Below are 26,961 nucleotides of genomic sequence, written 5' to 3'. Positions count from 1 at the left end.
TCACCCTTCAGCCGGTAGCGAGTAACGCACGATCCGGATATCTGCGTCTGTCTCGCTGCTCAGGGTGATTTCCAGCACCTGATTGACCAGATCGGACTGCGTGTCGAGGTCGTCGAGCGCCACCTCGAACAGTTCCATCTGCATGTCGAGATCCATGCCGACCGGACCGTTGAGGCAAATGAGCCCGGCATGGAGGTCGATATCGACGTATTCGCCGCTGCCTCCCGGGGCGTTGGCCGGGCCACGGAAATCGATCGAGTTCTTGGTGACGAAGGTCCAGTCGCCCTCCAGGATCACCGGCATCAGCTCCCAATCCTTGGCGCCGCCCTTGCCGATCCAACGGACATGGGAAGCCTCAAGATGGCCGCGCTCACGGGCCAGCTTGGCGAGCTCCTCGCTCAAGCATTCGTCGATCAGTAGCCTCATGCCCGGCGACGCCGGGGCACGGTGCGCTCGGCGGAGAGGGTGGCGTCCGGCGGCAGGATTGTGAAGCGGCGTGGCCGGCCGCGCACCGGATTGGCTTCGCCATAGAGGAGGGCCAGATCGAGAGCGGTTTCGTCCAGCCCTGGATAGGCGGCGAAAATCCGCTCACGAGGAAGTCCGGCGGCGACCGAGGCGACCAGATCGTAGACCGGGATGCGGGTGCCGCGGATCACCGGACTGCCACCCAGGATCCCCGGATCCTCGACGACCATCGCCCGCGTCGCCTCAAGCCGGGTCGAGCGATCATCGGCGTCGGCGATGAAGTCCGACAGGGTGACGGAGAGGAAGCCGTCGCGGACGGTCCAGTTGGCCTTATTCCAGCCGACGAACGGGTGACGGGCCATGTCGCCGGTGATGCGTTCGGAGAAGCTGTGGATCAACGTCAGGCGCTTTTCGGCGGTCAGGGCCTTGGCCGCGCGAAAGTAGAACCCCACCAGCGGGCAGGCGGCCAGTTGCACGCGTCGACCGTCATCCACGGTGTACAGCGCTGCGGGCAGGATTTTCTCGTCGATCACCCGGTTGATGTCGCGGACGGTGACGCTGGCGACGATGGCAGCTTCGCTCGGGGTCAGCAGACTGGCGCGCATGGCGATCCTCGAAAAAACATTCCGACACACCGGAAGATAATCAATGGGAGCCGGTTCGACAAGGGCTCCGTCTTGTCCGAAGCCGGTGATGGGTCGTTACCGGCACACGGGGCAGGATGTCTGGTTGATCGTAAATCATCGTAGCTAAAGGCGATTTTCGATTCCGGGGTTCTGCCTGACCCTTATCCCAAGCGCCCGGCAACAGTGCCGGACCGGTTCGGGACAGGCCGCCATGACCCCCACTAAGCTGCTGATCGGCCAGATCCTGGTCGTTTTCGCGATCACCCTGTTCGGGGTGTGGTCGGCGACCCAATGGGCGGCGGCGATGCTCGGCTATCAGACCCAGCTCGGCCCGCCCTGGCTGGTGCTCTTCGGCACCCCGGTCTATCGCCCCTGGCAGTTGTTCCCCTGGTGGTATGCCTACGAGGCCTATGCGCCGCACATCTTCGACAAGGCGGGGATGCTGGCCGGGGCCAGCGGCTTCATGGGCTGCGCCGCCGCGATCGCCGGTTCGCTGTGGCGGGCGCGGCAGAGCCGGCTGGTCACCACCTACGGCTCGTCGCGCTGGGCGACCGCCCGGGAAGTGGAGCGGGCCGGGCTGTTCCGCTCGGCGGGGGTGTTTCTTGGCCGACTGGGCAACCGTTATCTGCGCCATGACGGCCCCGAGCATGTGATGGCGTTCGCGCCGACCCGCTCGGGCAAGGGCGTCGGGCTGGTGGTGCCGACCCTGCTGTCCTGGACCGGCTCTGCGGTGATCCACGACATCAAGGGCGAGAACTGGCAGCTCACCGCCGGCTGGCGGGGGCGGTTCTCGCATTGCCTGCTGTTCAATCCGACCGATCCCCGTTCCGCCCGCTACAACCCGCTGCTGGAAGTCCGCAAGGGCGCCGACGAGGTCCGCGACGTCCAGAACATCGCCGACATCCTGGTCGATCCCGAAGGTGCGCTGGAGCGGCGCAGCCACTGGGAGAAGACCAGCCATTCCCTGCTGGTCGGCGCGATTCTCCATGTGCTGTATGCCGAGGAGGAAAAGACCCTGGCCCGGGTCGCCACCTTCCTGTCCGACCCCCGCCGCGGCTTCGCCACCACCCTGCGCCGGATGATGGAGACCAACCATCTCGGCACCCCCGACCATCCCCAGGTCCATCCGGTGGTGGCGTCGGCGGCGCGGGAAGTCTTGAACAAATCCGAGAACGAGCGCTCCGGCGTGCTATCGACCGCGATGTCGTTTCTCGGCCTTTATCGTGACCCGGTGGTTGCCGCGACCACCGTCGCCTGCGACTGGCGGATCGCCGATCTGGTCGATGCCGAGCGGCCGGTGTCGCTCTATCTGGTGATTTCGCCGTCGGACATCTCGCGGACCAAGCCGCTGGTCCGGCTCGATTTCTTCGAGACCGCGCTGGCCTTCATGGCCGGCTACGGCATCCGCGCCTATCTGATCGCCCAAAGCCTCAACCAGATATCCAAGGCCTATGGCGAGAACAACGCGATCCTCGACAATTGCCATGTCCGGATTGCCTTCTCCAGCAATGACGAGCGCACCGCCAAGCGGATTTCCGACGCGCTCGGCACCGCCACCGAATTGCGTGCCCAGCGCAACTATGTCGGCCACCGGCTGGCGCCATGGCTCAGTCACGTCATGGTCAGCCGCCAGGAGACGGCGCGGCCGCTGCTGACCCCGGGCGAGGTGATGCAATTGCCGCCCGCCGACGAACTGGTGCTGGTTTCCGGCCTTGCTCCGATCCGGGCGAAGAAGCTGCGCTACTACCAGGACCGCAATTTCTCGGCTCGGGTGCTGCCCGCACCGGAGCTGGCCGAGCACAGCTATCTCGATCGCCCGGCCGCCCGTCCCGTCGATTGGAGCGGATTGGTGCGCGGCCCGCACGTCCGCCTCGCCACCGCCGAGGAGTCTGCGCTGGGCTTCGAGGACGAAGGCGGCGTCCAGCAGCAGCGCCATCCCGGCCTGCCCGAGGAGGGAATCGTGGTGGCGGCGCGGTCTGATCCCGAGCCCGAACCTGTCGATGACGATTCCGATCTGCTCACTGACCAGCGGGCGATGGACCGCCTGCGCGGCCTCGGCACGGTGGTTCGCGCCCACGCCATCAACGAAGGCCGCGATGGCGCCGGGCCGGGCGACGATCTGCTGCCGAGCTTCTGAGGGAGGCGAGGATGAACCGCACCAGGATCCGCCATCAATTGTTCCTCGACCCGGACCTCAGTGCCCGGCTGGAAACGCTGGCGGCCAAACCGGGGGTGTCGAAATCGACCATTCTCGCCGACGCATTGGCCGCCTGGCTCAATCGCCGCGGCAGTCAGGAACTCGACGAGCGTTTCGGCCTGCGTCTTCACCGCATCAGCGACCAGCTCGACCGCATCGAGCGCGATGGTCAGGTGCTGCTGGAAAGTCTGGCGCTCTTTGTCCGCTATCAACTGACCGTTACCGCCCCGTTGCCCGAGCCGGACAAGGCGGCCCGCGCCGTCGGCCAGGAGCGCTTCCAGAAATTCATCGATCAGGTCGGCCGGCAGATCGCCGCCCGCCGCCGCACCCTGTCGGGAGATCAGGAGGGAGACCCATCATGACCAATCCGGAATCCTGCGACCGCCGCCGCGCCATGCTGCGCACCGCGATGGGGCCGGCGATCGCCGTCGCCCTGGCCGACCCGCTGGTGATCGAGGTGATGGTCAATCCCGATGGCGCGCTGCGGCTCGATCGGCTGGGGGAGGGGCGGGTCGATACCGGCGTGCGCCTTGCCCCGGCCGAGGTGGAGCGGATCATCCGCCTCGTCGCCAGCCATGTCCGCGCCGAGATCCATCCCGGCAATCCGGTGGTCAGCGCCGAGCTGCCCGCCCGCGACGACGGCGCCAGCGGCGAGCGGTTCGAAGGCCTGCTGCCGCCGGTTTCGCTCGGTCCCTGCTTCGCGATCCGCAAGCCGGCGGTGCGGATTCACCCCCTGAGCGACTATGTCGCCGACCGGATCATGCTGCCGCTGCAGGCCGAGACGCTGCGCCGCGCGGTGCGCGAGCGGCGCAATATCCTGGTGGTCGGCGGCACCTCGTCGGGCAAGACCACCCTGGCCAACGCCCTGCTGGCCGAGATGGCCGGACTCGACGAGCGGGTGATCCTGATCGAGGACACCCGTGAACTGCAATGCGCCGCGCCCGATTGCGTCGCGCTGCGCACCCGGGCCGGGGTGGTGAGTCTGGCCGATCTGGTCCGCTCGACGCTGCGGCTGCGGCCCGACCGGATCATCGTCGGCGAGGTGCGCGGTGCCGAGGCACTCGACCTGCTGAAAGCCTGGAACACCGGCCATCCCGGCGGCATCGCCACGATCCACGCCAATTCCGCCCGCGCCGCCCTCTACCGCCTCGAACAACTGGTCCAGGAAGGTGTCGTCACCGTGCCGCGCCGGCTGATCGCCGAGGCGGTCGATCTGGTGGTGTTCATCGCCGGGCGCGGCACCGGCCGCCGGATCGACACCATCGCCGAGGTCACCGGGCTCGACGGCAACGGCGATTACGCGGTCAGGGAGATGCCGGGCTGCCGCCCGGCCCCGCTCGGGGAAGTGTTCCCCGAACCCCTTCCCTTGTTTTCAGAAACCGGGTCTGGGGCCGTGCCCCAGGCAGGGGCGGGCGGCAGCCCGCATGACATCTAACCGAGGAGACTCATCATGTCGACTTCATCTCAGAAACTGTCCCTGATCAGCGCCAGCGTGATGGCGACCCTGCTGGTTTCCACCTCGGCCTTCGCCGCCGGGGCGGGGATGCCGTGGGAGCAGCCGCTGCAGCAGGTGCTCGACTCCGTCCAGGGGCCGGTCGCCAAGATCATCGCGGTGATCATCATCATCACCACCGGCCTGACTCTGGCCTTCGGCGAGACCTCGGGCGGGTTCCGCCGGCTGATCCAGATCGTGTTCGGCCTGTCGATCGCCTTCGCCGCCTCCAGCTTCTTCCTGTCGTTCTTCAGCTTCGGCGGCGGAGCGCTGGTGTGATGAGCATCGACGGCTTCGAGGTGCCGCTGCACCGGGCGCTGACCGAGCCGATCCTGCTCGGCGGCGTGCCGCATACCCTGGCGATCGTCAACGGCACCGTTGCCGCCGCTCTCGGTCTCGGCCTGCAGATGTGGAGCGCCGGGATCGTGTTGTGGCTGGTCGGCCATTCCGTCGCGGTGTTCGCGGCCAAGCGCGATCCCGACTTCGCCTCGGTGCTGGCCCGGCATCTGCGGCAGAAGGGGGAGCTGTCATGCTGAACCTCGCCGAATACCGCCGTCGCGCCGACCGTTTGGCCGACCATCTGCCCTGGGCGGCGCTGGTCGCCCCCGGCATCGTGCTGAACAAGGACGGCAGCTTCCAGCGCACCCTCCGCTTCCGCGGTCCCGATCTCGACAGCGCTACCGAGGCCGAACTGGTCGCCACCTGCGCCCGCGCCAACAATGTGTTGCGCCGGTTCGGCTCGGGCTGGGCGCTGTTCTTCGAGGCCGAGCGGATTCCGGCCCAGGATTATCCCGACTCGTCCTTCCCCGATCCCGCCTCCTGGCTAGTCGAGCAGGAACGCCGCGCCGCCTTCCTCGGTCGTGTCGGCAGCCATTTCGAGAGCGTCTACCATTTGACTCTGCTCTATCTCCCGCCGCCGGATTCGGTCGCCCAGGCTGAATCCGCGCTGCTGGATCAGGGCCGGGAAGGGAAGGAGCGCGACTGGCACCAGGAACTGGTGGCGTTCCAGGCCGAAACCGAGCGGGTGCTCGATCTGCTGGCCGGCTTCATGCCGGAAGCGCGCGGCCTCGACGATGGAGAGACACTGACCTACCTGCACGCCACCATTTCGACCCGGCGCCATCCGGTCAAGGTGCCGGAAACCCCGCTCTATCTCGACGGGATTCTGGTCGATACGCCCCTGACCGGTGGGCTCGAGCCGATGTTGGGCGAGGCCCATTTGCGCACGCTCACCATCCTGGGTTTCCCCAATATGACCCGGCCGGGGATGCTCGACGCCCTCAATCATCAGGATTTCGCCTATCGCTGGGTCACCCGCTTCATCGCCTTGGACAAGGTGCGGGCGACCAAGGATCTGACCCGGCTGCGGCGGCACTGGTTCGCCAAGCGGAAATCGATCGCCGCGCTGTTGCGCGAGGTGCTCTATAACGAGCCGGCCCAGTTGCTCGATTCCGACGCCGACAACAAGGTCGCCGACGCCGATCTGGCGCTGCAGGCGCTGGGCGGCGACCATGTCGCCTTCGGTCATCTCACCACCACTCTGACGGTGAGGGATCCGGACCGCCAGCGCGCCGACGACAAGGTCCGCGCCATCGAGCGGATCGTCACCGGACTCGGTTTCACCGTGATCCGCGAGAGCGTCAATGCGGTTGAAGCCTGGCTTGGTTCGCTGCCCGGTCACGTCTACGCCAATGTCCGCCAGCCGCTGGTCCATACCCTCAACCTCGCCCATCTGATCCCGCTGTCTTCGGTGTGGGCCGGGCCGGCGCGCAACGCCCATCTCGATGGCCCGCCGCTGCTGATCGCCGAGACCTCGGGGGCCACCCCGTTCCGCCTTTCCACCCATGTCGGCGATGTCGGTCACCTGCTGATCGTCGGCCCGACCGGGGCCGGCAAGTCGGTGCTGCTGGCCCTGCTGGCGCTGCAGTTCCGCCGCTATCCGGGAGCGCGGGTGACCCTGTTCGACAAGGGCAACTCGGCCCGCGCCGCGACCCTCGCCATGGGCGGGGCCCATCACGCCCTCGGCGCCGGTGGCGGGCTGGCGTTCCAGCCGTTGCGGCGGATCGACCTCGAGGCGGAGCGGTCGTGGGCAGTCGAGTGGATCGCCGGTCTGCTGGCCCATGAGCGGGTGACGGTTACCCCGGAGATCAAGGAGACGCTGTGGTCGGCGCTCGGCAGCCTCGCCTCGGCCCCGCCCGAGGAACGGACCCTCACCGGCTTCTCGATGCTGGTGCAGTCGAACGCGCTGAAGGCTGCGCTGTTGCCCTATACCCTCGACGGCCCCTTCGGCCGTCTGCTCGACGCCGCTGACGATCGGCTGGAATTGGCCGACGTGCAGTGCTTCGAGACCGAGGAATTGATGCACCAGCCCGGTCTGGTGCTGCCGGTGCTGACCTATCTGTTCCACCGCCTGGAGGAGCGGTTCGACGGTCGGCCGACCCTGCTGATTCTCGACGAGGCCTGGGTGTTCCTCGACCACCCGCTGTTCGCGGCGCGGATCCGCGAATGGCTGAAGGTGCTGCGCAAGAAGAACGTCGCGGTGATCTTCGCCACCCAGTCGCTGGCCGACATCGCCGACAGCACGATCGCCCCGGCGATCATCGAATCCTGCCCGCAGCGGCTGTTCCTGCCCAACGACCGGGCGATCGAGCCGCAGAGCCGCGCCGCCTATGCCCGCTTCGGCCTCAACGACCGCCAGATCGAGCTGATCGCCCAGGCCACGCCCAAGCGGCACTACTACCTGCAATCCCGGCGCGGCAACCGCCTGTTCGACCTCGCCCTCGGCCCGGTCGCGCTGGCGCTGTGCGGCGCCTCCTCCCCCGACGACCAGAAATTGATCGACCGTCTGTCGGCCGCGCCGGACTCGTTCCTCGAGTCCTGGCTCGCCACCAAGGGGCTGCCCTGGGCGGTCGATCTGATCCGGGAGTACGTCCCATGACACACATTATATATGGTGGGGCTTCCGCCCCACGCCCCGACCGGGAAGCCGGGCTTCCCGGACCCGCCCTCAATAAAATCACCGCGGGTCTGGGAGCGGCGCTCCCAGGCGGGCGCGGGCGGCAGCCCGCAGCGAAGCTTCTCCTCATTTCTATTTTGCTGATCGGTCTTTCTGTTCCACCGGCGCAGGCGCAATGGGCGGTGTTCGACGCGTCGAACTTTGCCGAGAACGTGCTGCAGGCAGCGCGGGCGATGGAGCAGATCAACAACCAGATCCGCTCGCTGCAGAACGAGGCGGCGATGCTCGAGACGATGAACCGCAACCTGCAATCGCTCGACAGCTCGTCGCTGGGGCAGATGACGACGGCCCTGTCGCGGATCAACGGGCTGATGAATCAGGCCAACGGAATCGCCTTCACCCTCGACGCCACCGACAGCGCGTTCCAGCGGCAATTCCCGTCGCAATACGGTGCGGCGCTGACCAGCGATCAGTCGCTGGCGGCAGCGAGGACTCGTTGGCAGAGCGCGATGAGCGCCTATCGCCAGACGATGCTGATCCAGTCCCAGGTCAATCAGAACGTCCAGGCCGACACCAATACCCTGGCCGATCTGGTCAATGCCAGCCAGGGGGCGGCCGGCAGTCTGCAGGCCCAACAGGCCGCCAATCAGCTGATCGCGCTGACCGCCAAGCAGCAGATGCAGATCCAGACCCTGATGGCGGCGCAGTACCGCGCCGAGGCGCTCGAGCAGGCCCGCAAGGCCCAGTCGGAAGCGTCCGGGCAGGCGGCGACGGCGCGGTTTCTTGGTTCGGGGACCGCCTATTCGGGACGGTGACGCAAGATGGACGATCTCTCGGTCATCGACAGCTTCATGGCGGCGTTCAGCCACGCGATCGATAGCGGCTTCGGCTTGCTGTCGGGCGATGTCGCCTCGTTGACCACGATCCTGATCGGCATCGATATCGCCCTGGCCGGGTTGTTCTGGTCGATGGACGGCGAGGCCAACATCTTGTCGCGGCTGATCCGCAAGATCCTCTATGTCGGGCTGTTCGCCTTCTTCCTCAACAATTTCAGCAGCCTTGCCGACATCGTCTATCGCTCCTTCGCCGAACTGGGCCTGCATGCCAGCGCCAACGCGCTGACCGCCGACGATCTGCTGAAACCCGGTAAGCTGGCCGGGATCGGCTATCAGGCGGCGTGGCCGCTGTTGAAGCAGGTCAGTGCTCTGATGGGCTTCACCAGTTTCTTCGACAATTTCCTCACCATCGCCGTGCTGCTGATCGCCTGGCTGATCGTGATCATCGCCTTCTTCATCCTGGCGGTGCAGATCTTCATCACCGTGCTGGAATTCAAGCTGACCGCGCTGGCCGGCTTCGTGCTGGTGCCGTTCGCGCTGTGGGGCAAGACCGCCTTTCTGGCCGAGCGGGTGCTGGGCAACGTGATCGCGTCGGGCGTCAAGGTGATGGTGCTGGCGGTGATCGTCGGCATCGGCTCGGGCTTCTTCGACCAGTTCATCACCGCGCTGCAGGGCCAGGAGCCGAATATCGGTCAGGCGATGTCGCTGGTGCTGGCGGCGCTGGCGCTGTTCGGGCTCGGTATCTTCGGCCCCGGCATCGCCGCCGGGCTGGTATCGGGCGCTCCGCAATTGGGTGCCGGGGCGGCGGTCGGTACTCTCGGCGCTGCGGCGGGGGCGGCGATGCTGGTCGGCGGGGCCGCCCTGGGTGGGGCCGGGATGCTGCGTGCTGCCGGAGCGGCTGGCCTGTCGGCGATCCGGGCCGGAACCGCGATGGGGGCGGCTGCCTCGACCGCCTATCAGATGGGGCAGGCGACCTCCGGGGCCAACGGAATCGGGGGTGCCGCCGCCGGTCTTGGCGGCATGGCCCGGGCTGGCGCCGGTGCGGCGGTCCAGAGTGTCCGCTCGCTGGCCGATCGTGCGACCGAATCCCTGTCGCAGAGCGTCCAGGCCGGGCGCGAAAGCGGCTGGCGCGCCACCGGGGGCGGCCCGGTTTCCGGCGCGGCCGGTTCTGCTTCGTCCCCCCGTTCGTTCGACAGCGCTCCCCAATGGGCCCGTCAGTTGCGGGCCGAGCAGGCGTCACGCGCCCATCGCCATGCTGCTCTGCAGGCGATCAAGGAGGGCGACCGCCCCGGCGCTCCCGCCAATCCTGATCTCTCGACCAGGGAGGAGTAAGCATGTTGTTACGACGATCCCTCCAGCGTTACGGCGAGACCCCGCTGCCGGTGACGCCCTATCAGAAAGCGGCGCAAGCTTGGGACGAGCGGATCGGCTCCGCCCGGGTCCAGGCCCGCAACTGGCGGCTGATGGCCTTCGGCGGCCTGAGCTTAAGCCTCGGCCTTGCCGGCGGTCTGATCTGGCAATCGGCCCAGAGCCGCGTCGTCCCCTATGTCGTCGAAATCGACACGCAGGGACAGGTGCGGGCGGTCGGGCCTGCCATCGAGGCGTATCGGCCCAGCGATGCCCAGATCGCCTGGTATCTCGCCCGATTCATCACCAACGTCCGCGCCTTGTCGATCGATCCGGTGCTGGTGCGTCAGAACTGGCTCGAGGCCTACGACTTTGTCACCGACCGTGCCGCCCTGTTTCTCACCGAGCAGGCCCGCGCCAGCGATCCGTTCGCCCAGATCGGCACCCGCACCGTCTCGGTCCAGGTGACCAGCGTGGTGCGGGCCTCCGAGTCCTCGTTCCAGGTCAAATGGACCGAGCAGATCTATGAGCGCGGCAGCCTCGCCGCCACCAGCCGCTGGACCGCGATTCTGTCGGTCGTGATCCAGCCGCCGCGCACCGCCGAGACGGTACGGAAGAACCCGCTCGGCCTCTACGTCACCGCCCTGGCCTGGACCCGCGACCTCGATCCCGGCACCAGCAAACCGGAAGGGAAATCGCCATGAAACGCGCTCCCATCATCATGATCGTCTCTGTCCTCATCTTGGCCGCCTGCGCAGGCAAGGAACCGCCGCCGGCGATTGCCTATGACGGCGCCACTTTCCATCCCGCCACCATCGCGCCGGAGCCGCCCCGTCTGGTGGAGGTGGTCGAGATTCCCACGCCGCTGCCGTTGCCCGGCCAGCTTCAGCCGCTGCCCGAGCCGGTCAGGCCGGACCAGCGGAAGCCGACAATGCGGGTTGCCGCCGCCAACCGGGCGGCACTGCAGGAACCCTCGGCCCATGGCTATATCAACGCGATCCAGGTCTATCCCTACAGCGAAGGGGCGCTGTACCGACTCTATGCCGCGCCGGAGATGGTCAGTGACATCGCGCTCGAACCCGGCGAGCAGCTCACCGCGGTGTCGGCCGGCGACACGGTGCGTTGGGTGATCGGCGACACCACCAGCGGGGCGGGCGAGTCCAAGCGGGTCCATGTCCTGGTCAAGCCGTTCGCGCCGGGGCTCCGGACCAACCTGATCATCACTACCGACCGCCGCTTCTATCACCTGCAACTGGAGAGCACCGCCCGCACCAGCATGGCGGCGATCTCCTGGACCTATCCGCAGGGGACCCTGATTGCACTGCAACGGCGCAACGCGTCGGCTGAGGCGGCCGCGCCGGTCGCCGACGGCATCGCCCTCGAGTCCTTGCGGTTCCGCTACGCCATTTCCGGCGACAGCCCGCCCTGGCGGCCGCTGCGCGCCTTTGACGACGGGGCCAAGGTCTATATCGAGTTCCCGGCCCGGCTCGATCAGGGAGAGGCGCCGCCGTTGTTCGTGGTCGGGCCTGACGGCGAGGCTCAGTTGGTCAATTATCGGGTGCGGCGCAACTACTACATCGTCGATCGCCTGTTCGCCGCCGCCGAACTTCGCCTGGGCACCGATCCCCAGCAGGTGGTTCGGATCAGCCGCACCGATGGCGTGCCGAAGAGCGGGGGTCGGTCATGAATACGCATGACGCCCCCGGCTCGCCCAAGTCCGATCCTGAATCCCTGGTGCTGCGGGCGCCGCCGCGCAACGTGCTGCGATTCAAGCGCGCGCTGCTGATCGGCATCGCCGGGGTAACCTCGGCGATGATCTTCGGCGTGACCTGGTGGGGGCTGAAAGGCTCGGCGCTCAGGATCGGGCAGCAAGCCCAGGAACTCTACAACACCGAGCGCAAGACCACCCCGGACGGCCTCTCCGCCCTGCCGGGATCGTATGGTCAGATCAAACCGGACACACCACCCTTGGGGCCGCCCTTGCCTGGCGATCTCGGGCGCCCGATCCTCGAGCATCAGCGCCAGATGGGCATCGCCCCGGGGGCCGAGCCGGTGGATCAGGCGGCGGCGGCCGAACGGCAGCGTCTGCTTCAGCAATCGCAGAAGGCCCGCGAAGCCGGAGTGATGTTCCAGATCAATACCCGCCCGCAGCCGGTTGGACCGGCGGCATTCAGTCCGGCGGTGGGGCAGGGGGGCACGCCGTCCAATCCGGAGTCTCCCCGGCTCGCCCTTGATCCTGAGCACGATCCGAATACTCAGCAGCGCAAGCTCGATTTCCTCAACCAGAAACCGGAGACCGGCATCTATAATCCCCATGCTCTGCAGCAGCCGGCCTCGCCCTGGCAGGTGATGGCCGGCAGCGTCATCGCCGCCAGTCTCGTTACCGGGTTGAAATCCGATTTGCCGGGAATGGTGGTGGCGCAGATCACCGAGAATGTGTTCGACAGCGTGACCGGCCGCACCCTGCTGATCCCGCAGGGGGCCCGGTTGATCGGCAGTTACGACAGCGTCGTCGCCTTCGGCCAATCCCGCGCCCTGCTGGTGTGGCGACGCATCGTCATGCCGGACGGGACCTCGATCCAGATCGACAATCTGCCTGCCACCGATACCGCCGGCTATGCCGGACTCGAGGACGATGTTGATTACCATACCTGGGCGCTGCTGAAGGGCATCGCCCTCGCCACCCTGCTCGGGGTCGGCACCGAACTCAGTTTTGGATCGAACGAGGGCGATCTGGTCCGCGCCATTCGCGAATCGACCCAGCAGAACGCTGATCGCGCCGGTCAGCGCCTGACCGAGAAAAACCTCAACATCCAGCCGACCCTGACCGTCCGCCCCGGCTGGCCGCTTCGCGTCATCGTCCACAAGGATCTGATCCTGCGCCCCTATCGGGGCTGAACGGAGGTCGTCATGTTGAAGCTTGGCAAACTGCCCGACCGCACTCCGGTCCGCATCGTCATCACTGTCAGTCCCGACCTCAACCGAGATCTCGTCGCCTATGCCGAGGCGTATCGCCAAGCCTATGGCCATGCCGAGGCCGTCGCCGACCTGATCCCGCCCATGCTGGCGGCATTCCTCGCCGGCGACCGGGGGTTTGCCAAGACCCGCCAGGATGGCGCGATCACGGCTGACGCCGCCGAACCGGTCCGGCGGCGGGGGCGGAAGGAGGCCGCGCCGGCTTCGATCCCGACGGGAGGAGTGGGCCGGGAATGAGCGTCATCAGGCATAGAGCCCCGGCTAAGGATGGTGGCTATGATCACGGTTTATCAGGATTGCTTTGGACGTCGGCGCAGCAGGTAATTGTCCATGATCCAGCTCTTGCGGGCACGCTGCTCAGCAATCGTCTGATCGATCCTTTCGGCGACCTCGTCCAATGAACCAGAGATCAGGACTTCGTCGGGCCCGCCAACATCGCCGCCCCAATAGATGTCGATATCGCCCGACCCCTCGAGTCGATGGAAGGCGGAACGCGAATCCAGCATCACCACCGCGTTGGTGATCAACCCGGGGTCGGTCTGCTCGATTTGGCGGCCTGTGGTGATGGTGATGCTCTCCCCGATCCGATTGAGCGGAATCTTGTGACGAGCGGTCAGCATTTGAATCGAGGTAATTCCGGGAATGACCTCGAAGCTCAGCTCGGTGCTGCTCTCGTCGATTATATCGCGCAGGTGCTGGATCGTTCCGTCATAGAGCGACGGATCTCCCCAGATCAGCAGCCCGGCTGTTTCGCCGTCAGCCATCTCGGACTCAATCAGGGCCTTGATGACCGCAGTGCGTTGGCGGTGCCAATCTTTGACCGCGCCGACATAGTCCTTCGCCGCATGATCGCGCACCGGGTTTTGGCTGGTGGCGGTGCGATAGGGCCGGTCGCCCCGGTGGGTTTGCAAAATCTGCTGGCGGAAGCGGATCAGCGAGTCTTTGCCTTCGCCCTCTTTTTCCAGGAAGAAAAAAACGTCGGCACGGCCGATTGCCTTGATCGCAGCCAGGGTCAAGGCGTCTGGATCGCCGGGACCGATTCCGATCAGAAGAATGGTCTTCATGATTTTTCCCTAAAGTGCATCCAACAGGCGGCGGACCAAAACAGACCCTATCCTGGTCCTCGGTTTGGTCCGGGGGCAGAGGCAGGATCAAAAGCGAAAATCGCGATTTCGTCTACGCCGTAGTCGTACAACCCGGTTCTTTCCATTGTGGGATTGACAGAGGGTGGCCGATCTCTTTGTGGAACAAATGAATTCGCGAATCTTTGCAAAAATTAACAAATGTAACTCTCTTCGCTGGCAACTCTGCGCTTCTTTAGGGGTTTTTATGGCGATAACACTGCGTATTATTGAGGGACAGTGCGATGTCGACAAGAAGTTATGTCCTTAGGAGGCGAGAAGACGAAGTAGTGGTGCCGCACGGAAAGTGTCGGTTTGTGAGAGAAATTGCCAGTCGATTCAAGAAATGCTTCCTTGAATATCCGGGTTCTTTGATCAAGGTCATGTGGATCATCGCGTCTTCAGGTTACCTATTGAAACAAGAGCTTCAGAATGAAGCGTGGCCTCAAGACGGAGGCAGGCATGAGGCGGATGGGTGTCCATACAATAAATATAATATTATCGCAGTGGAGGCTTTGATATGAACGCCAGTGTCAATGAGAAAAATATCTCAGTTCCGTTTAAGGCAAAGAAGTCTGTTGCGCTTTCTGGGGTAACGGCAGGTAACACCGGTCTTTGTACGGTTGGGAAGACCGGAAACGATTTGCGCTACCGGGGCTACGATATCCTCGATATCGCCGAACGCTGTGAATTCGAGGAAGTCGCCCATCTGTTGGTGCACGGCAAATTGCCGACGATTGCCGAATTGCGGGCCTACAAGACCCGGTTGAAGGCGAAGCGCAGCCTGCCCAACAACGTCAAAACCGCGCTGGAATGCCTGCCCGCGTCGGCCCATCCGATGGACGTGATGCGAACCGGGGTGTCGGCGCTGGGCTGTGCGCTGCCGGAAAAGGACGATCACAACCTTCCCGGCGCCCGCGACATCGCCGACCGTCTGCTCGCCTCGCTCGGTTCGATGCTGCTTTACTGGTACCACTGGTCCAACAATGGCCGGCGTATCGACGTTGAGACCGACGACGACTCGATCGGGGCCCATTTCCTGCACCTGCTGCACGGCCGCAAGGTGTCGGAGGTGTGGGAACGGGCAATGCACACCTCGCTGATCCTCTATGCCGAGCATGAATTCAACGCCTCGACCTTCACCGGCCGCGTCATCGCCGGGACCGGCTCCGACATGTATTCGGCCATCACCGGCGCGATCGGCGCTTTGCGCGGCCCCAAGCATGGCGGAGCCAATGAGGCCGCGTTCGAGATCCAGAAACGCTATGACACTCCGGACGAGGCCGAGGCCGACATCCGTCGCCGCGTCGAAAACAAGGAAGTGGTGATCGGTTTCGGCCACCCGGTCTACACCGTTTCCGATCCGCGCAATCAGGTCATCAAGACCGTCGCCCACAAGCTGTCGGTCGATGCCGGATCGACCAAGATGTTCGACATCGCCGCGCGCATCGAGTCCGTGATGTGGGACGCCAAGAAGATGTTCCCCAACCTCGATTGGTTCAGCGCCGTCAGCTACCACATGATGGGGGTGCCGACCGCGATGTTCACGCCGCTTTTCGTCATCGCCCGGACTTCCGGCTGGGCCGCACACATCATCGAACAGCGCATAGACAACAAGATCATCCGTCCGAGCGCCCACTACGTCGGACCGGAAGATCGCGCCTTCGAGGCGATCGACCAGCGTCATTGATATTGGAAACGCCATGAGTCCCGCATCCTTCCGCAAGCCCTTGCCCGGCCTGTCTCTCGACTATTTCGACGCCTGCGCGGCCATTGACGACATTCGCCCCGGTGCGTGGGACGGCTTGCCCTATGTCTCCCGCGTTCTGGCCGAGCAATTGGTGCGCCGCTGCGCTCCTGACGTACTGGGCGATGCCTTACGGCAGATCGTCGAGCGCCGCCGTGATCTTGATTTTCCCTGGTACCCCGCCCGGGTAGTCTGTCACGACATTCTCGGCCAGACCGCGCTGGTCGATCTGGCCGGTCTGCGCGACGCCATCGCCGACCAGGGCGGCGACCCGGCCCGGGTCAATCCGGTGGTGCCGACCCAGTTGATCGTCGATCATTCTCTGGCCGTCGAATATGGCGGTTTCGATCCGGATGCTTTTGATAAGAACCGCGCCGTCGAGGACCGCCGCAACGAAGACCGTTTCCACTTCATCGAGTGGACGAAGCACGCCTTCAAGAATGTCGATGTGATTCCGGCGGGCAACGGCATCATGCACCAGATCAATCTGGAAAAGATGTCGCCGGTGATCCAGGTCCAGGACGGGGTGGCGTTTCCCGACACCTGTGTCGGTACCGACAGCCACACCCCGCATGTCGATGCGCTGGGGGTGATCGCGATCGGCGTCGGCGGTCTGGAAGCGGAAACGGTGATGCTGGGCCGCGCTTCGATGTTGCGGCTGCCCGATATCGTCGGGGTCCGCCTGACCGGACGGCGGCGGCCCGGCATCACCACCACCGATATCGTGCTGACGTTGACCGAGTTTCTGCGCAAGGAACGGGTGGTGGGGGCCTGGATCGAATTTTTTGGCGACGGCGCGGCCAGCCTGTCGATCGGCGACCGGGCGACGATATCCAACATGTGCCCGGAATACGGCGCTACTGCGGCACTGTTCCCGATCGACCGGCAGACCATTGATTATTTGGCATTGACCGGACGCGCGCCGGAACAGGTTGCGTTGGTCGAGCATTACGCCAAGGTCACCGGCCTGTGGGCCGATGCGCTGCACGCCGTCGATTACGAGCGCGTTCTTGCGTTCGATCTGGGCAGCGTCGAGCGCACCCTGGCCGGTCCGTCCAACCCGCATCGGCGTCTGCCGACTTCGGCGCTGGCGGCGCGCGGCATCGCCGTCAATCTCGACCAAGCCCAGGCGGAGGAGCGGGCCGGTCGGCTGCCGGACGGTGCCGTCATCATTGCCGCCATCACCAGTTGCACCAATACCTCCAACCCCCGCAACATGATCGCCGCCGCTCTGCTGGCGAAAAAGGCGAACGAACTGGGACTGATCCGCAAACCCTGGGTCAAGACCTCCTTCGCGCCGGGGTCGAAGGTGGTTCGGCTGTATCTCGAAGAAGCGGGGCTGCTGCCGGACCTGGAAAAATTGGGGTTCGGCATCGTCGGTTATGCCTGCACCACCTGCAACGGGATGTCCGGTGCGCTTGATCCGAAAATCCAGCAGGAGATCGTTGCTCGCGACCTCTATACGACGGCGGTGCTGTCGGGGAACCGCAATTTCGACGGGCGGATTCACCCTTACGCCAAGCAGGCGTTTCTCGCCTCGCCGCCGCTGGTGGTCGCCTACGCCCTGGCCGGGACCATCCGCTTCGACATCGAACGGGATGTGCTGGGGACCGACCAGAACGGCCACCCGGTCACCCTGAAGGATCTGTGGCCGTCCGACGAGGAAATCGACACCATCGTTGCGTCCTGCGTCAAGCCCGAACAGTTCCGCCAGATATACGATCCGATGTTTTCGGCTCGCCGCGAAATCTCGGAGAAAATCAGCCCGCTCTACGACTGGCGTCCGGCTTCGACCTACATCCGCCGTCCCCCGTATTGGGACACCGAAGGGGTCGGAGCCTTGGCGGCAAACCCGCGCACCCTACGGGGCATGCGGCCGCTGGCGCTACTGCCGGATAACATCACCACCGATCATCTGTCGCCGTCCAATGCGATCCTGTCCACGTCGGCGGCCGGTGAGTACCTGACCCGGCTGGGGCTGCCGGAAGAGGATTTCAACTCCTATGCGACCCATCGCGGCGACCATCTGACCGCGATGCGCGCCACCTTCGCCAACCCGCAGTTGGTCAACGAAATGGCGGTGGTCGATGGGGCGGTGAAGAAAGGCTCGCTGACTCGTCTCGAGCCGGACGGCACGGTGATGCGGATGTGGGAGGCGATCGAAACCTACCTTGCGCGCAGGCAGCCGCTGATCGTGATCGCCGGAGCCGATTACGGCCAGGGCTCGTCGCGCGACTGGGCCGCCAAGGGGGTGCGTCTGGCTGGGGGCGAGGCGATCCTTGCCGAAGGGTTCGAGCGTATCCACCGCACCAACCTGATCGGGATGGGCGTTCTGCCGCTGGAGTTCAAGCCGGGGACGACGCGGCTGACGCTGGACCTCGACGGCAGCGAGACCTATGACGTGATCGGGGAACCGCAGCCTCGGGCCGATCTCGTTTTGCTCATTCGTCGCCGTACGGGCGAGGTTACCTCGGTGCCGGTTCTGTGCCGCCTCGATACGGCGGAAGACGTGTCGATCTATCAGGCCGGAGGCGTGCTGCAACGGTTTGCCCAGGATTTCCTCGCTTCGGAAACCGCACGCAAGGAGCCCGCTTGATGGCCGCCTTACCCCAACCGCAAATCCGCATTCCCGCCACCTACATGCGGGGCGGCACCAGCAAGGGCGTGTTCTTTCGCCTGGACGACCTGCCGGAACGGTGCCGGGTTCCGGGCGAGGCCCGCGACCGGCTGTTCCTGCGGGTGATCGGCAGCCCCGACCCCTATGGCAAGCACACCGACGGGATGGGCGGCGCGACCTCGAGCACCAGCAAGGCGGTGATCCTGTCGAAAAGCACGCGGCCCGGTCACCACGTCGATTACCTGTACGGTCAGGTCGCGATCGACAGCGCCTTTGTCGATTGGTCGGGCAATTGCGGCAACCTCTCGACGGCGGCCGGGGCCTTCGCCCTCCATGCCGGGCTGGTCGATCCGGCGGATATCCCGGAAAACGGGGTCTGCGCGGTGCGGATTTGGCAGGCCAATATCGGCAAGACCATCATCGCCCATGTTCCGGTCGCCAACGGCGCGGTCCAGGAAACCGGCGATTTCGAACTGGATGGCGTGACCTTTCCGGCGGCGGAGATCGTGCTGGAATTCGTCGACCCCGCTGACGATGGGGACGAGGCGGGAGCCCTGTTCCCCACCGGCAATCTGGTGGACGAAATCGAGGTGCCCGAGGCGTTGGTGCCGGGGGGGCGGCTGAAGGCGACCCTGATTAATTCCGGCATTCCCACCATCTTCGTCAACGCCGCCGACCTTGGCTATCGCGGCACCGAATTGCAGGCGGCGATCAACGAAGACGCGGCGGCACTGGCCCGGTTCGAGGTGTTGCGGGCGATCGGTGCCCAACGGATGGGATTGATCAAGGATCTGGGCGATGCCGCCCGGCGTCAGCACACGCCGAAAATCGCTTTCGTGGCCCCGCCCGTCGATTATGTCGCCTCCAGCGGCAGGACGGTCCAGGCCAGCGACATTGATCTGCTGGTCCGCGCTCTGTCGATGGGCAAACTGCACCATGCGATGATGGGCACGGCGGCGGTGGCGATCGGGACCGCTGCGGCGATCCCCGGCACGCTGGTCAATCTGGCCGCAGGGGGAGGGGAGCGCGGCTCGCTCCGCTTTGGCCACCCCTCCGGAACCTTGCGGGTTGGGGCCGAAGCGACGCTGACGGCCGGCCGGTGGAGCGTCACCAAGGCAATCATGAGCCGCAGCGCCCGGGTGCTGATGGACGGCTGGGTCTGCGTCCCCGGCGATTCGTTCTGACTTACAAGGAAGCAATATGTCCACTCGTAAAAAGCTTAAAGACCTCGTGGAAGCCCGTCGCGGACTGATCGTTCCGGGCGCGTTCAATGCGCTGTCGGCCAAGGTGGTCGAGGATCTCGGCTTCGAGGCCATCTACATTACCGGGGCTGGCGTGACCAACATGTGGTTTGGCATGCCCGACCAGGGATTCATGGGGCTGGCTGAAATCGCCGACCATACGGCTCGTATTCGCGATGCGGTGAGCGTGCCGTTGATCGTCGATGCCGATACCGGCTTTGGCAATGCGCTCAACGTCTACCACACGGTGCGAACCCTGGAGCGCGCCGGCGCCGACTGCATCCAGTTCGAGGATCAGGTGGCGCCCAAGCGGTGCGGTCATTTCGCGGGCAAGGATGTCATCTCGACCGAGGAGGCCGTCGCCAAGATCAAGGCCGCGGCCGACGCCCGGCGCGATCCGAATCTGCTGATTATGGCGCGCACCGATGCCGCCGCCGTGCATGGCTTCGACGCCGCAATCGAGCGCGCCCAGAAGTTCGCCGAAGCCGGAGCCGACATCCTGTTCGTCGAGGCGGTGACGACGGCGGACCAGATCCGCGCCTTGCCGCAACGTTTGGACAAGCCCCAACTGATGAACATGGTCATCGGCGGCAAGACGCCGATCTTCAACGCCGATGAACTGGCGGAGCTTGGCTACGGCATCGTTCTTTACGCCAACGCCGCTCTGCAGGGGGCGGTGATGGGGATGCAGAAGGCCCTGACCGTTCTGCGCGATGAAAAAGAGGTCAAGGAATCGAGCGGTCTGGTCGCTCCCTTTGCCGAACGCCAGCGTCTGGTCGGCAAGCCTGCGTGGGATGCGCTCGAGACGCTCTACAGCTAGGGCATGTGGACATTCACCGCATGAAACGCGCTGCAGGAGAAAATCGCGGGATGGCAGGAGAAAAGCGATGAGCGTAGCGGCGCTACGGTCGAGGTTTTCGACGAACCAGACCACGATTTTCTCCGCAGCCCGAAGGGACGCGGGCAATTTGGCGGCTGGGTTCGCCGATCGTCACTCGTGGACCGCCAGTCCACATCGTTTCTCTCGTCTGCCCAGACACCAAATTGTCTCGCGTCGCGATTATGTGCTGAATGTCCACACGCCCTAAGTCGTAACGAAAAGGCTCCAGGGGGGGCGGGACGGGTGATGACCGCCCCCCTGACGGAACCGGGATGGCGCCGCTGTCCCGGATCGAGGACTCTCGCCCTGATTCCGGGATATGACGATGAGGAAAATCAAAAGCGTTCTGGTCGCCAACCGCAGCGAAATCGCCATCCGCATCATGCGAGCCGCTTCGGAACTGGGGCTTCGCACGGTCGCGATCTATGCCAACGAGGACCGCTTCGCGCTGCACCGGTTCAAGGCGGACGAAAGCTATCTGGTCGGCGAGGGCAGAAAGCCCGTTGCCGCCTATCTCGACATTGACGACATCATCCGTGTCGCCCGGCAAGCCAAGGTCGATGCGATCCATCCCGGCTATGGTTTTTTGTCGGAAAATCCCGATTTCGCCGAAGCCTGTGCCAAGGCGGGCATCGTCTTCATCGGTCCAAATCCCTCGGTGATGCGCGAACTGGGCAACAAGGTCGCGGCACGCGCGCTGGCCGAACGGGTCGGCGTGCCGGTGGTGCCCGCGACCGGGGCCTTGCCGGAAGATGCCGCCACCTGCCAGCGGTTGGCGGCGGAGATTGGCTACCCGCTGATGCTGAAGGCAAGCTGGGGCGGCGGCGGACGCGGCATGCGGGCGATCAACGGCGAAAGCGAATTGCCGGCGGCGATGGCCAGCGCCCGGCGCGAAGCCGCCGTCGCCTTTGGCAACGACGAGGTCTATCTGGAAAAAATGGTGGAACGGGCCCGCCATGTCGAAGTCCAGGTGCTGGGCGACCTGCACGGGAACCGCGTTCACCTGTTCGAACGTGATTGCTCGGTGCAGCGGCGAAACCAGAAAGTGGTCGAACGCGCTCCGGCGCCCTATCTCAGCGCCGACCAGCGCGAAGCCCTGTGCGCTGCCGCGCTGAAGCTGGCGGCTGGGGTCGAGTATACCCATGCGGGCACCGTCGAGTTTCTGATGGATGCCGATACCGGTGCCTTCTATTTCATTGAGGTCAATCCCCGCATCCAGGTCGAGCATACGGTGACCGAGGAAGTCACCGGCCTCGATCTGGTCAAGGCGCAGATCGTCATCAGCGAGGGTGGCCGGATCGGCGCCAGTGATTTTCTGCCGGCCCAGGCCGATATCCGTCTTTCCGGTCACGCTTTGCAATGCCGGGTGACTACCGAAGACCCGGAAAACGGGTTTACCCCGGATTACGGCAAATTGTCGGCCTATCGCAGCGCCGCCGGTGCGGGGATCCGGCTTGATGCCGGGACCGCTTATACCGGGGCGATCATCACCCCCTATTACGATTCCCTGCTGGTCAAGGTGACCGCGCGCGGCCACGACATTGACGAGGCGATCCGCCGCATGGACCGGGCATTGCGCGAATTCCGCGTTCGCGGCGTGACGACCAATCTGGCCTTCCTCGAAAATCTCATCCGTCATCCGGCCTTCAGAACCGGCACCTGCACGACGCGCTTCATCGACACCACCCCGGAGCTTTTCAATTTCAAGCCTCGCCGCGACCGGGCAACCCGACTGCTTCGATTTATCGGCGAAGTGACTGTCAACGGCAATCCAGAGATGAAAGGCCGCGCGAAACCGGCCTTGCCCCTGCCGAAGCCGTGCCTTCCCAAGGCCGACCTCGGCGTTCCACCGACGCCTGGCAGTCGGGATCTGTTGCGCGAGTTGGGGCCGCAGGGATTTTCCCGCTGGATGCGGGATCAGAAGCGCGTGCTTTTGACCGATACCACGATGCGCGATGCCCATCAGTCCCTGTTTGCGACACGCATGAGGACTGCGGACATGATCGCGGTGGCACCCCATTACGCCCGGCTGCTGCCCGAGCTGTTCTCGCTCGAATGCTGGGGCGGGGCGACCTTCGACGTGGCGATGCGGTTCCTCAAGGAAGATCCGTGGGAACGTCTCGACCGTTTGCGCGCGGCGATTCCCAACACGCTGTTTCAGATGCTGCTGCGAGGCTCCAACGCGGTCGGTTACACCAATTACGCCGACAACGTGGTGCGCTATTTCGTCCAGCAGGCCGCCGCGCATGGCATGGACCTGTTCCGCGTGTTCGATTCGCTGAACTGGGTCGAGAACATGCGGGTATCGATGGATGCGGTGATCGAGGCGGGCGCCCTGTGCGAAGGCACGATCTGTTATACCGGCGATCTGCACGACCCGGATCGCGCCAAATACCATCTGCGCTATTACGTCGAGATGGCCAAGCAGCTTGAAAAGGCGGGCGCCCACATCCTGGGGATCAAGGACATGGCCGGGGTCTGTCGGCCTGCTGCGGCACACGCTCTGGTCAAGGCTTTGAAGGCGGAGATTGGCCTCCCCATCCATTTTCACACGCACGACACCAGCGGTGGTTCGGTGGCCAGCATTCTTGCCGCGATCGAAGCCGGGGTTGACGCTGTCGATGGCGCGATGGACGCGATGAGCGGCCTGACATCGCAGCCCAGTCTTGGCGCTATCATTGCGGCGGTGGAGTTTACCGAGCGCGACACGGGCCTGACCGCCGGCCGCATCGCCCCCTTCTCGCGCTATTGGGAAAATGTGCGCCGCTCTTATGCTCCGTTTGAGGCGGATATCCGTGCGGGCACCTCCGACGTTTACCGGCATGAAATGCCGGGAGGGCAGTACACCAACCTGCGCGAACAGGCCCGCGCGATGGGACTTGATCACCGCTGGAACGAGGTCGCCCAGGCTTACGCCGACGTCAACAAGCTGTTCGGCGATATCGTCAAGGTGACGCCGTCGTCCAAAGTCGTCGGTGACTTGGCGCTGTTCATGGTCGCCAATGAACTGACGGCGGAAGATGTCGCCGATTCGGACAGGGACATCTCCTTCCCGGATTCGGTGGTCGCGATGATGCGCGGCGAGCTGGGCTATCCCGCCGATGGGTTTCCCAAGGACTTGCAGGCGCGCATCCTGAAGGGGCAGGTGCCGGTCGATGGCCGTGCCGGGGCGCACATTCCTCCGGTCGATCTCGATCGGGCGCGTGAAGATGCCCAAAAAGCCGTCGGCCACCACATCAGCGACGCCGAACTGGCCAGCTGGTTGATGTATCCCAAGGTGTTCGCCGATTATGCGGACCATCACCGCAAATACGGCAACGTCTCCGATCTGCCGACGCCCGTTTTCTTCTACGGATTAGGCGATAAGGACGAGATCACAGTCGAAATAGAGCCTGGAAAAACACTCATTGTTCGGTTGCTTGGTAAAAGTGATTTTTCAGAAGAAGGTGAGGTCAAGCTTTTCCTTGAACTGAATGGCCAGCCACGACCGATGCGTATTGCCCGTGCTGGCTTGCAGACGCCTGGACGGGCTCGTCCGAAGGCAGAAGAAGGTAACCCGGCCCATGTTGCCGCGCCGATGCCCGGGATGGTCGCCGTCGTCGCGGTGAAGCCGGGACAGAGGGTGAAGAAGGGCAGCCCGCTGTTGTCGATCGAGGCGATGAAAATGGAAATGGCGATTGTTGCCGAGCGTGACTCCACCGTCTTGCGTGTTCATGTCGCGCCGGGAGACGTCCTCAAGGCCAAGGATCTGCTGATCGAGTTCGCCTGAGGGGCCAATGACGTTGGTTGCCGCCGTCCCCCAGGACGGCATGGAAAGAGTGAGAGGATTTGGTCGTGCTTGAAGCCTATCGCCAGCATGTCGCCGAGCGCGCCGCGCTCGGGATTCCCCCCCTGCCGCTGTCGGCGGCCCAGACCGAGCAATTGGTCGCCCTGCTGCGCGATCCGCCGGTCGGCGAGGACGCGGTTCTGGCCGACCTGATCGCCGAGCGGGTTCCCGCCGGGGTCGATGACGCCGCCCGGATCAAGGCCGCGTTTCTGGAAGCCGTCGCCAAGGGGCTCGAAGCCAATAAGGTGATCAGCCGCGCCCGGGCCACCGAACTGCTCGGCACCATGTTGGGCGGGTTCAACGTCAAGCCGCTGATCGATCTGCTGGGCGATGCCGAGGTCGGCACGCTGGCGGCCGAAGGGCTGAAGAAGACCCTGCTGGTATTCGATTTCTTCAACGATGTCCGCGACGCCGCCCGTGCCGGCAATGCCAACGCCAAATCCGTGCTGGACTCGTGGGCGGCGGCGGAATGGTTCACCGCGCGCCCCGAAGTGCCGCACAGCCTGACCGTCACCGTGTTCAAGGTGTCGGGCGAGACCAACACCGACGATCTGTCGCCCGCGCCCGACGCCTGGAGCCGCCCCGATATCCCGCTGCACGCTTTGGCGATGCTGAAGAATGCCCGTTCCGGGATCGAACCGGACGAGCCCGGCCAGCGCGGGCCGCTGCGCCAGCTCGCGGCGCTGAAGGACAAGGGCCATCTGGTCGCCTATGTCGGCGACGTCGTCGGCACCGGCTCGTCGCGCAAATCGGCGACCAATTCGGTGCTGTGGTACACCGGCACCGACATTCCCTGTGTCCCCAACAAACGGTTCGGCGGCGTCTGTCTCGGCACCAAGATCGCCCCGATCTTCTACAACACCATGGAAGATGCCGGCGCCCTGCCGATTGAACTCGACGTCTCGGCGTTCGAGATGGGCGACGTGATCGAGCTGCGCCCCTATGAGGGCAAGGCGCTGAAGAACGGCGTGGTCGTCGCCGAGTTCAAGGTCAAGTCCGAGGTGATCTTCGACGAGGTCCGCGCCGGCGGCCGCATTCCGCTGATCATCGGTCGCGGCCTCACCACCAAGGCGCGCGAGGCGCTGGGCCTGCCCGCCAGCACCCTGTTCCGCCTGCCCGCCGTGCCCAAGGATAACGGCAAGGGCTATTCCCTGGCGCAGAAGATCGTCGGCCGCGCCTGCGGCCTGCCCGAGGGCACCGGCATGCGCCCCGGCACCTATTGCGAGCCGCGCATGACCACGGTGGGGTCGCAGGACACCACCGGGCCGATGACCCGCGACGAGTTGAAGGACCTTGCCTGCCTCGGCTTCTCGGCCGATCTGGTGATGCAGTCGTTCTGCCACACCGCCGCCTATCCCAAGCCGGTCGACGTCAAGACCCATCACGAGCTGCCCGGCTTCATCTCGACCCGGGGCGGTCTGTCGCTTCGTCCCGGCGACGGGGTGATCCATTCCTGGCTCAACCGCCTGCTGCTGCCCGACACGGTGGGCACCGGCGGCGATTCGCACACCCGCTTCCCCATTGGTCTGTCCTTCCCGGCCGGTTCCGGTCTGGTCGCCTTTGCCGCCGCTACGGGCGTGATGCCGCTCGACATGCCGGAAAGCGTGCTGGTGCGCTTCAAGGGCACCTTGCAGCCCGGCGTGACGCTGCGCGATCTGGTCAACGCGATCCCGCTGTACGCGATTCGCAAGGGTCTGCTGACCGTCGAGAAGAAGGGGAAGAAGAACGTCTTCTCCGGCCGCATCCTCGAAATCGAGGGGCTGCCCGACCTCAAGATCGAACAGGCGTTCGAGTTGACCGACGCCTCGGCCGAGCGCTCGGCCGCCGGGTGCACCGTCCATCTCGGCCCGGCGCCGATCATCGAATACATGCGCTCGAACATCACCTTGATGAAGTGGATGATCGCCGGGGACTATGAGGACCGCCGCGCCCTGGAGCGCCGGATCCGCGCGATGGAAGCATGGATCGCCGATCCCAAGCTGCTGGCCCCCGATCCCAACGCCGATTACGCCGAGGTGATCGAGATCGATCTGGCCGAGATCACCGAGCCGGTTGTCGCCTGCCCCAACGATCCCGACGACGTCAAGCTGCTGTCCGAGGTCGCTGGCGACACGATCGACGAAGTGTTCATCGGTTCGTGCATGACCAATATCGGCCATTTCCGCGCCGCCGGTCGGGTGCTGGAAGGCAAGACCGATCTGCCGACCCGGCTGTGGATCGCCCCGCCGACCAAGATGGACGCCCTAATCCTGACCGAGGAAGGCTATTACGGCATCCTGGGCCGGGCCGGAGCCCGGATGGAGCTGCCCGGCTGTAGCTTGTGCATGGGCAATCAGGCCCAGATCCGCAAGGGCGCGACCGCGATGTCGACCTCGACCCGCAACTTCCCCAACCGGCTGGGCGTCGACACCAACGTCTATCTCGGCTCGGCGGAACTGGCCGCCGTCTGCGCCCTGCTCGGGCGGATTCCGACCGTCGCCGAGTACATGGCCCAGGTCGCGGTGGTCAACGCCAAGTCGGCGGACATCTATCGCTACATGAACTTCGACCAGATCCCGGCCTTCCGCGACGTCGCCGCTCACTGTTCGAAGCCAAATTTGTAATGATAGCGGGGTAATGGTTTGGCTGCCCGCT

At 65.0% G+C, this 26,961-nt stretch carries 21 protein-coding genes; 18 read left to right on the top strand and 3 right to left on the bottom strand.

Translation table 11 applies throughout. The annotated features are described in order from the left end of the window. Positions 1-426, bottom strand: a complete 426-nt coding sequence (locus BLW40_RS15500; protein ID WP_074768549.1) for a DUF5615 family PIN-like protein — start codon at positions 424-426, stop codon at positions 1-3. Then, positions 423-1,070, bottom strand: coding sequence for a DUF433 domain-containing protein (locus tag BLW40_RS15495; RefSeq protein WP_074768547.1), 648 nt, complete (start codon positions 1,068-1,070; stop codon positions 423-425). Before BLW40_RS15495 ends, BLW40_RS15500 begins: the two co-directional genes overlap by 4 nt. 232 nt (positions 1,071-1,302) lie before the next feature. Between BLW40_RS15495 and BLW40_RS15490 the strand changes: the two genes are divergently transcribed. From BLW40_RS15490 to BLW40_RS15435, 12 genes are read left to right on the top strand one after another with little or no spacing between them, the layout of a single operon-like run. Next, positions 1,303-3,228 (top strand): conjugal transfer protein TraG, encoded by a 1,926-nt coding sequence (locus BLW40_RS15490; protein WP_074768545.1) that lies wholly within the window; start codon positions 1,303-1,305, stop codon positions 3,226-3,228. A gap of 11 nt (positions 3,229-3,239) precedes the next feature. After that, the gene (locus BLW40_RS15485; RefSeq protein WP_074770171.1) at positions 3,240-3,650 is read left to right on the top strand and encodes a ribbon-helix-helix domain-containing protein; all 411 of its coding nucleotides are present in this window, start codon (positions 3,240-3,242) and stop codon (positions 3,648-3,650) included. Beyond that, entirely contained in the window at positions 3,647-4,723 is a 1,077-nt protein-coding gene (trbB, locus tag BLW40_RS15480; RefSeq protein ID WP_074770169.1) for a P-type conjugative transfer ATPase TrbB, read from the top strand. The genes BLW40_RS15485 and trbB overlap by 4 nt, the downstream gene beginning before the upstream one ends. A 15-nt stretch (positions 4,724-4,738) precedes the next feature. Continuing rightward, entirely contained in the window at positions 4,739-5,059 is a 321-nt protein-coding gene (locus BLW40_RS15475; protein WP_074770167.1) for a TrbC/VirB2 family type IV secretion system protein, read from the top strand. Further along, positions 5,059-5,316 carry a VirB3 family type IV secretion system protein gene (locus tag BLW40_RS15470; protein WP_074770165.1) on the top strand — a complete coding sequence of 86 codons (258 nt, stop codon included), beginning with the start codon at positions 5,059-5,061 and terminating at the stop codon, positions 5,314-5,316. Before BLW40_RS15475 ends, BLW40_RS15470 begins: the two co-directional genes overlap by 1 nt. Continuing rightward, positions 5,310-7,718, top strand: coding sequence for a conjugal transfer protein TrbE (gene trbE, locus BLW40_RS15465; RefSeq protein ID WP_074770163.1), 2,409 nt, complete (start codon positions 5,310-5,312; stop codon positions 7,716-7,718). The genes BLW40_RS15470 and trbE overlap by 7 nt, the downstream gene beginning before the upstream one ends. Next, positions 7,715-8,551: a P-type conjugative transfer protein TrbJ gene (gene trbJ / locus BLW40_RS15460; protein WP_280139927.1), complete on the top strand. Its 837-nt coding sequence runs from the start codon at positions 7,715-7,717 to the stop codon at positions 8,549-8,551. The genes trbE and trbJ overlap by 4 nt, the downstream gene beginning before the upstream one ends. Before the next feature lie 6 nt (positions 8,552-8,557). Next, a complete protein-coding gene (gene trbL, locus BLW40_RS15455; protein WP_074770161.1) occupies positions 8,558-9,904 on the top strand; it encodes a P-type conjugative transfer protein TrbL in 1,347 nt (448 codons plus the stop codon). Positions 9,905-9,906: 2 nt separating this feature from the next. Beyond that, positions 9,907-10,623 carry a conjugal transfer protein TrbF gene (gene trbF, locus BLW40_RS15450; RefSeq protein WP_074770159.1) on the top strand — a complete coding sequence of 239 codons (717 nt, stop codon included), beginning with the start codon at positions 9,907-9,909 and terminating at the stop codon, positions 10,621-10,623. After that, the gene (gene trbG, locus BLW40_RS15445; protein WP_074770157.1) at positions 10,620-11,606 is read left to right on the top strand and encodes a P-type conjugative transfer protein TrbG; all 987 of its coding nucleotides are present in this window, start codon (positions 10,620-10,622) and stop codon (positions 11,604-11,606) included. The genes trbF and trbG overlap by 4 nt, the downstream gene beginning before the upstream one ends. Further along, positions 11,603-12,817 carry a TraB/TrbI/VirB10 family type IV secretion system protein gene (locus BLW40_RS15440; RefSeq protein WP_074770155.1) on the top strand — a complete coding sequence of 405 codons (1,215 nt, stop codon included), beginning with the start codon at positions 11,603-11,605 and terminating at the stop codon, positions 12,815-12,817. Before trbG ends, BLW40_RS15440 begins: the two co-directional genes overlap by 4 nt. A gap of 12 nt (positions 12,818-12,829) precedes the next feature. Then, complete coding sequence (locus tag BLW40_RS15435; RefSeq protein WP_074770153.1) at positions 12,830-13,132, top strand: DUF2274 domain-containing protein; 303 nt, start codon at positions 12,830-12,832, stop codon at positions 13,130-13,132. A gap of 53 nt (positions 13,133-13,185) precedes the next feature. Here BLW40_RS15435 and cobF read toward each other — a convergent pair whose 3' ends face one another. Continuing rightward, a complete protein-coding gene (cobF, locus tag BLW40_RS15430; protein WP_074770151.1) occupies positions 13,186-13,959 on the bottom strand; it encodes a precorrin-6A synthase (deacetylating) in 774 nt (257 codons plus the stop codon). A 577-nt stretch (positions 13,960-14,536) separates the two neighbouring features. Between cobF and prpC the strand changes: the two genes are divergently transcribed. The 6 genes from prpC (at position 14,537) to acnB (ending at position 26,930) form a co-directional block, all read left to right on the top strand. Further along, positions 14,537-15,706 (top strand): bifunctional 2-methylcitrate synthase/citrate synthase, encoded by a 1,170-nt coding sequence (gene prpC, locus BLW40_RS15425; RefSeq protein ID WP_074770149.1) that lies wholly within the window; start codon positions 14,537-14,539, stop codon positions 15,704-15,706. Between the two features lie 13 nt (positions 15,707-15,719). Then, positions 15,720-18,359, top strand: coding sequence for a Fe/S-dependent 2-methylisocitrate dehydratase AcnD (acnD, locus tag BLW40_RS15420; RefSeq protein ID WP_074770147.1), 2,640 nt, complete (start codon positions 15,720-15,722; stop codon positions 18,357-18,359). Next, complete coding sequence (prpF, locus tag BLW40_RS15415) at positions 18,359-19,564, top strand: 2-methylaconitate cis-trans isomerase PrpF (protein ID WP_074770145.1); 1,206 nt, start codon at positions 18,359-18,361, stop codon at positions 19,562-19,564. Before acnD ends, prpF begins: the two co-directional genes overlap by 1 nt. Before the next feature lie 16 nt (positions 19,565-19,580). Continuing rightward, positions 19,581-20,441, top strand: a complete 861-nt coding sequence (locus tag BLW40_RS15410) for an isocitrate lyase/PEP mutase family protein (RefSeq protein WP_074770143.1) — start codon at positions 19,581-19,583, stop codon at positions 20,439-20,441. Between the two features lie 379 nt (positions 20,442-20,820). Beyond that, positions 20,821-24,270: a pyruvate carboxylase gene (locus tag BLW40_RS15405; protein WP_425283721.1), complete on the top strand. Its 3,450-nt coding sequence runs from the start codon at positions 20,821-20,823 to the stop codon at positions 24,268-24,270. 65 nt (positions 24,271-24,335) lie between these two features. After that, on the top strand, positions 24,336-26,930 hold the full coding sequence (gene acnB / locus BLW40_RS15400; protein WP_074770141.1) for a bifunctional aconitate hydratase 2/2-methylisocitrate dehydratase: 2,595 nt from the start codon (positions 24,336-24,338) through the stop codon (positions 26,928-26,930). Positions 26,931-26,961: the final 31 nt, after the last annotated feature.

It is taken from the genome of Magnetospirillum fulvum, from assembly GCF_900108475.1.
Lineage (GTDB): Bacteria > Pseudomonadota > Alphaproteobacteria > Rhodospirillales > Magnetospirillaceae > Phaeospirillum > Phaeospirillum fulvum_A.
This window is presented reverse-complemented; position numbering and strand designations above follow the sequence as displayed.